The sequence below is a fragment of the Nocardiopsis chromatogenes YIM 90109 genome (assembly GCF_000341185.1).
Classification (GTDB): domain Bacteria; phylum Actinomycetota; class Actinomycetes; order Streptosporangiales; family Streptosporangiaceae; genus Nocardiopsis_A; species Nocardiopsis_A chromatogenes.
This window is the reverse complement of record NZ_ANBH01000062.1, coordinates 1-5,374: the sequence shown is the minus strand read 5'-3', so window position 1 is coordinate 5,374 and position 5,374 is coordinate 1. Positions and strand designations below refer to the sequence as shown.

The following is a 5,374-nucleotide window of genomic DNA, read 5'->3' as shown; positions in this document are numbered from 1 at the left end:
CCCGCCGCGCGGCGGGCCGCCGACACGCGCTCACACCTCGACGACCACCGTGAACGGGCCGTCGTTGGTCAGCCCGACCCGCATGTGCGCCCCGAACGCGCCGGTCTCCACGTGCGCGCCCAGGTCGCGCAGCTCCTTGACGACCGCGTCGACGAGCGGCTCGGCGACCGGGCCGGGCGCCGCCGCCTGCCAGGTGGGCCGCCGCCCCTTGCGCGCGTCGCCGTAGAGGGTGAACTGGCTGACCACCAGGACCGGCGCCCCGGCGTCGGAGCAGGACCGCTCACCCTCCAGGATGCGCAGGTTCCAGATCTTGCGGGCCATCGCGCGCGCCTGCTCCCCGGTGTCGGTGTGGGTGGCCCCGACCAGGGCCAGCAGACCCTCCCCGGGCACCGAACCGACCGTTCGCCCGCCGACGTCGACATGCGCCCCGTCGACACGCTGCAGAACCGCGCGCATGCGCGCTCCCTCCCGCTGCTTCCTCAGCCGAGCGCCCGGAAGTGGCGGGCGCTGGAGACGACTCCGGACAGGGTGACCACGAACGCCCGGATGGACTCGGCGAAGTCGCCCACGTGCCACTCCTCGGGCCCTTCGTACCACGGCAGGCGCTTGTTGGCGCTCTCCTCCCGCTCCCCGGCGGCCGCCAGCACGCTGGCCCAGCGGTCCACGTTGTCGAAGATCAGGGCGTAGGGCAGGTAGCGGGAGAACAGCTCCACCCGGCTCCCCTCGGGCACGTGCTCGGCCTCGGCGCTCATCAGGAACGCGCGGAAGCCCATGGCGTGCGCGAGCACGCTGCTGCCCTTGGCGGTCTTGGCCGGCATGTACTGGGCGCCGAGCGTCATCGCGGCCCCGGCGATCACCACGGCCAGCCCGGTGAAGGCGGCGTGGGTGAAGGCGGCCAGCACCACGGTGAGGCCGACCCCGGCGGCGGTGAGCCCGATCCCGGCGGTGGCCCACCGGTTCCGGGTGACATTGGGGCGGCGGGCGAACCACTTGAGCCGCACCATGTCCCGGTAGAGCTCGTCGCGCACGGCCCCCAGGCGGGCGCCGAAGGCGCCGCGGCGCAGCTGGGACAGGCGCACCTTGACCCTCCGCTCGAAGAGGGCGTCCATGAGCATCCGCTCGTAGGGCAGCAGCCCCTCGTCGGCCGGGGGGACCCGCTTGCTGAGCACCCAGTCGACCGAGGCGGGGTGGTCGTGCGGCAGCTCCTCGATCGTGTAGTGGCCGCGCACCGCCAGGTCGACCACGGTGGCGGCGATGTCCACCACGTCGGCCTGCTCGTCGATGAGGGTGCCGATCTGGCCCGGGTGCACCCCGTCGGGCGGGCGGAAGCGGATGCCGCCGGGCAGGCCGGGCACCGGCGCCAGCGGGACGTTGTCGGCGGCGCCGGACTCGGTGCGCAGGGCCCGCTCGTCCTGGCCGCGGATGCGGATGAGCGCCGCCAGCCCGCCCAGCAGGCCCACCAGCAGCAGCCCGAACACCGAGCCGGTGAACGGGGTGACGGCGAAGGCGGAGGTGAGCGACCAGGTGCGGTCGAGGACCGGCGCTGCGGGCGCGGTGCCGGGCGGGTAGGCCACCGCGATGGAGAGCCGCTGCCCGGGCTCCATGCGGGCCTGCAGGAAGCGCGCGGTGAGCGCCTCGTGGCCGCCCATGTCGGAGGAGGTGCAGTAGATGGAGCTGCGCGGGTCCCCGGCGGTGCAGGACAGGGCGCGCGGCGGCATCGGGGCGTCCACCCGCACGTTGGTCTCGGCGACGGGGGCGCTGTACCCGGCCACCGGCGTCCACTCCAGCTCGACGCTGTCGCCGGTGTCCTCCAGCGCGCCGCGCACGGTGTAGGCGAGCACCGCCGAGTCGGCCTCCCCGCGCTCGACGACCAGGTCGAGGACGTCGCCGTTCTCCTCGGTGCGCACCGGAAGCTCCGCCCCCGAGCCGTCCTCGGCCCGCACGCCCTCCACCGGGAAGACGCGGTCGCGGTCGGCGTCGTAGTCCTCGCGGACGCCCAGGCCGCGCGTGAAGGCGGCGCCCGCGCCGGAGCCGAAGACCAGGGTCTCCTCGGCGTGCACGACCCCCTCGGCGTCGATGCGCAGCCTGATGTCGACGGTGGTGGCGTCGGCGTCGGCGCCCTCGGGCACGGTGTGGGCCTCGGGGGTCTCCGCCTCCTCGCGCGGGGCGGGCGCGGGGGCGGCCCCGGCCGGTGCGGCCCAGGGCAGCACGGCGAGGGCCGCGGCGCACACCGCCGCGGCCGCGCGGGCGCCCCGTCCCGGGGATGCGGCCTTGGACATCGGGAAGCGAGCTTAGCGGTTCCCCCTCCGGGGTCTGTGCCGGACGAACCTCGGAAACCCGTCATAATCGACGGCGTCGTGACGCGTCGGCGCCCAGGGGCCGACGCCGCCGGGGTCGGGCTCCAGGAGGTGAGGCGGCGCATGGCCGCGAGGGGGACGCGCTTCGCGCGCGCGGGCCGGGCAGGCGGCGCGGGGGCGCCATCGCCGCTGCCCGACCGGCCGCCGCGCCCGCCGATGGGTCCGGCGGTGGGGCTGGTGCTGCTCACCGGGCTCACGGCGGTGGGGCTGGCCGGATTCCTCACCGTGTCGGAGCTGGCGGCGCCGGCCGGGGCGGCGCAGGCGCGGCCCGCGTCGGCGCAGGAGGCCTCCGCCGGGACCGGCTCGGGGTCCGTGTCCGGATCCGGCGGCGCGGTCGGCGACCCGCTGCGGGCCACCGGGGAGATGACCGAGGTGGAGTGCCCGGCGCCGGAGGTGGACCCCGAGGACCGGGAGTCCATGGAGGCGTTCCTGCACGAGATCACCGACTGCCTGGACACGGCGTGGAAGGAGCGGTTCGCCGAGGGCGGCATGGACTTCGAGCCGCCCAGCCGGGTGTTCTGGTACGCCTCCGGGCAGAGCCCGTGCGGCAACTTCCCCGCCGAGGGCACGGCTGCCTTCTACTGCCAGGCCAACAAGGGGCTGTACCTGGGCGTGGAGGACATCGTCGCCGACTCCTGGGACGGGGGGCACCCGGAGACCTACACGTTCGTGCTCGGCCACGAGTACGCGCACCACGTGCAGGGCGAGGCCGGGATCCTGGCCCGCTTCCACGCCGACCGGAGCGCCGCCTCCAGCGCCGCCGAGCGCGACCGGCTCACCCGCCGCAGCGAGCTGCAGGCCAACTGCCTGGGCGGGACGTTCCTGGGGGCGGTGGAGACGAGCCTCCCGGTCGGAGATGAGGAACGGGAGCATATCCTCGAAGACGCCCGCCGCCGGGGCGACTACGACTCGGCGGACCGCACGCACGGGACCGGCGAGAACGGCGCCCTGTGGACCGAGCACGGGATGGACCGCCGGGACCCCGCCGCGTGCGACACCTGGAGCGCGGACGGGGACCTGGTCGAGTGAGCGAGGAGGACCGTGGCCGAGGGGTACGGCGGCCGGGGGCGCCCCGGCGGGCGCAACGCGCTGTACGCGGCCCTGGGCGCGGCCGCGGTGGCGCTCGCGGTGCTGCTGTGGTCGGCGACGGGCGGCTCGTCCGAGCCCGGGGGCGGGCGCGGATCCGCCGCCCCTGACGAGGCCGCCGCCCCGGGCCCGGACGGCGGGGCGCCCTCGGGCCGGGAGGCCCTGGTGGACAACCCGCTGTACGGCACCGGGCGGCTGGCGCCGCTCCCCTGCCCCTCGCCCGATCCCGACGTGGACGACCCCGCCTCCGTGGAGCGGTTCCTGAACGGGGTCGCCGACTGCCTCGACCAGGCCTGGTCCACCCAGTTCGCCAGGGCGGGGCTGGCCTTCGACCCGCCGTCGCGGGTGTTCTGGACCGAGCCGGGCAGCAGCCCGTGCCGGGACTACCCCTCCGAGGCGGGGGCCTTCTACTGCCGCACCAGCCAGAGCATCTACATCGGCACCGAGGACGTGGTGCGCAAGTGGCAGGGCGAGCCGAACGGGGCGGTGTACGCCTCCCTGCTCGCCCACGAGTACGGCCACCACGTGCAGGGCGAGGCCGGGGTGCTGGAGTACTACCACGAGCGGCGCGGGCAGGAGGAGGGCCGCATCGCGCAGAACGCCTGGACGCGCCGGTCCGAGCTGCAGGCCAACTGCCTGGCCGGGGTGTTCCTGGGCGCGGTGGCGGTGTCGTACCCGCTGGAGGAGGAGGACGTGCGGGCGGTGCTGGACGACTCCGAGGCCACCGCCGACCGCCCGGACGGGCCCGCCGAGGACCGCACGCACGGCTCGGCGGAGAACAGCCGCCGGTGGGTGCGGCACGGACTGGACGAGCAGACCCCCGGCGCCTGCAACACCTGGACCGCCGACAACGCGCTGGTGTCCTGAACCGGTCGGCGCAACCGGGCGCGGCCGGGTGCGGCCGCCCGCCGCCCCCTACGGGCCGTGGCCTGCGTGGGACAATCCGAGCATGCCCGAGGACCGTACCCCCTCCCCCTCCGATCCGCGCATCGTCGAACTCCGGATCCACGGGGTCAGCGGCGGGCAGGCCGAGGAGCTGCTGGACGTGGAGCCCGTGGTCCGGGTGGGGGGCGACCGGCTCGCCGGGTTCTTCCGCTGGCGGCGCGCCCGCGACACCGAGACCGTGCCGGGGGTGCCCCGGGAGATCTTCGCCTGGGGCAACCTCACCTCCGGGCGGGCCTCCCGCGCGCTGTGGCTGCTGTTGCTACCGTTCATCCTGGCCAACATCGCCTACTGGATGCGCCCGGCGCCTCCCGACGGGAACGCCGCCCTCGCCCAGGGCTCCTCGGGCACCGGCCGCGCCGGGGCCACCGGCGGCACCGGCCGCTCGCGCCTGCACCGCCTGGCCGACATCGCCTACGGGTCGGCCTCCCGGCTGCTCGCGCTCAGCCTGACGGTGCTGCTGGTGATGGCCGCCGCGGGCATCGGCATGGACCTGGTCGGCTGGCAGTGCCCCGCCTACGGGGAGCGCTGCGCCGAACTGCGGCCGCTGCTGGGCGAGCTGTCGGCCCCCGGCGGCCTGCTGGCCCGCCCCGGCCTGTCGCTGGCGGCCGNGCGCCTGCCGCTGGCCGCGACGGCCCTGCTGTGGCGGCTGTCCCGGCGCACCACCAGCGTGTACGAGGCGGCCGCCCAGGGCACCGCGCCCTCCCCGTCCGCCGACGCGCCGCTGAGCCGCCCGCACTTCTGGCGGAACAGCATGATCATGGGGCGGCTGCGGTCGGTGCACATCGCGGTCGCCGCCGGAACGGTGGGGCTGCTGGCGGCGGTCCCGCCCGCGCTGTACGACCGCGCCGAAGGGGCGGCCCCGGCGGGCACGGTGCTGCTCGGGCTGCTCGCCGTCGTCGTCGCCGGGGCCTCGATGATGGCCCTGGTGCCGGGCACCGCCCACACCTGGAACCGCAGCGCCGACCGGATCTGCGCCCGGCTGCGCG

4 protein-coding genes are annotated in these 5,374 nt (G+C 76.2%); 2 read left to right on the top strand and 2 right to left on the bottom strand.

Going from position 1 to position 5,374, the window contains the following annotated elements:
* Positions 1-30 precede the first annotated feature (30 nt).
* Both dtd and D476_RS0106340 read right to left on the bottom strand, forming a co-directional pair.
* Positions 31-456, bottom strand: coding sequence for a D-aminoacyl-tRNA deacylase (gene dtd / locus D476_RS0106345; protein ID WP_017623125.1), 426 nt, complete (start codon positions 454-456; stop codon positions 31-33).
* A gap of 23 nt (positions 457-479) precedes the next feature.
* On the bottom strand, positions 480-2,279 hold the full coding sequence (locus D476_RS0106340; protein WP_017623124.1) for a DUF2207 domain-containing protein: 1,800 nt from the start codon (positions 2,277-2,279) through the stop codon (positions 480-482).
* Between the two features lie 141 nt (positions 2,280-2,420).
* Here D476_RS0106340 and D476_RS36975 point away from each other — a divergent pair, with 141 nt between their 5' ends.
* Positions 2,421-3,386: a neutral zinc metallopeptidase gene (locus D476_RS36975; protein ID WP_017623123.1), complete on the top strand. Its 966-nt coding sequence runs from the start codon at positions 2,421-2,423 to the stop codon at positions 3,384-3,386.
* Positions 3,387-3,398: 12 nt separating this feature from the next.
* Positions 3,399-4,310: a neutral zinc metallopeptidase gene (locus D476_RS36970; RefSeq protein WP_017623122.1), complete on the top strand. Its 912-nt coding sequence runs from the start codon at positions 3,399-3,401 to the stop codon at positions 4,308-4,310.
* The last annotated feature ends 1,064 nt before the right edge of the window (positions 4,311-5,374 follow it).

What these genes read in the sequence shown, in the direction of transcription:
- dtd (WP_017623125.1), bottom strand. Translation starts at nt 456, where the DNA reads ATGCGCGCGGTTCTGCAGCGTGTCGACGGGGCGCATGTCGACGTCGGC.
- D476_RS0106340 (WP_017623124.1), bottom strand. Translation starts at nt 2,279, where the DNA reads ATGTCCAAGGCCGCATCCCCGGGACGGGGCGCCCGCGCGGCCGCGGCG.
- D476_RS36975 (WP_017623123.1), top strand. Translation starts at nt 2,421, where the DNA reads ATGGCCGCGAGGGGGACGCGCTTCGCGCGCGCGGGCCGGGCAGGCGGC.